This window comes from Aquabacterium sp. A08 (assembly GCF_011742065.1).
In genome coordinates this window covers 1-602 of record NZ_JAAQQT010000164.1, presented here as the reverse complement: position 1 = coordinate 602, position 602 = coordinate 1, and the positions used below count along the sequence as shown (strand labels likewise).

At 66.4% G+C, this 602-nt stretch carries 2 protein-coding genes; both read right to left on the bottom strand.

Annotation, left to right across the window (positions count from 1 at the left end):
• On the bottom strand, positions 1-177 hold a 177-nt coding region (locus HA630_RS00935), incomplete at its 3' end, for a pyrimidine/purine nucleoside phosphorylase (protein WP_166832085.1).
• Between the two features lie 86 nt (positions 178-263).
• Positions 264-602, bottom strand: a 339-nt coding sequence (locus HA630_RS00930; RefSeq protein ID WP_166832083.1) for an arsenate reductase, incomplete at its 5' end; no start/stop codon positions are given.

Below are 602 nucleotides of genomic sequence, written 5' to 3'. Positions count from 1 at the left end.
CACGCATTCCATGATTTCCGGTGCGCCGGTGTTGAAGGTCAGGGTGGCGGGCAGCACCACGCCCACCGACTTCTTGGTGCCATCGGGGAAGGTGAGGCCGTGGCTGACGCACTTGCCGTCGAAGTACACGCTGGCCTGGGTGTTGACGGACACGCCGGAGATTTGGGTGGTGCTCATGGGAATGGGGGATGAGAAGGGAATGAATGGGCGGGCGCGCGCCACACGGGGCGGCACGGACAACCCGACATTTTAGGGGAGGCGCTTCAGCCGCGGTCGGCCCAGTCGTCCGGGGCGAAGCCTACGGTCACGCTGCCGTTGCTCCACTCCACCACCGGGCGCTTGATGACGCTGGCGTGCTGCGCCATCAGGCCGTGGGCGCTGGCTTCGTCGGTCAGGCCGGCCTGCACGGCCAGGTCCAGCTGGCGCCAGGTGGTACCTTTGCGGTTGACCAGTTTTTCCAGGCCCACCTGGGCCACCCAATGCGCCAGGCGCGGCTCGGGCACACCCTGTTTCTTGAAGTCGTGGAACTCGTGCGGCACGGCGCGCTCGGTCAGCCAGGCGCGGGCTTTCTTCACGGTGTCGCAGTTCGGGATGCCATAAAC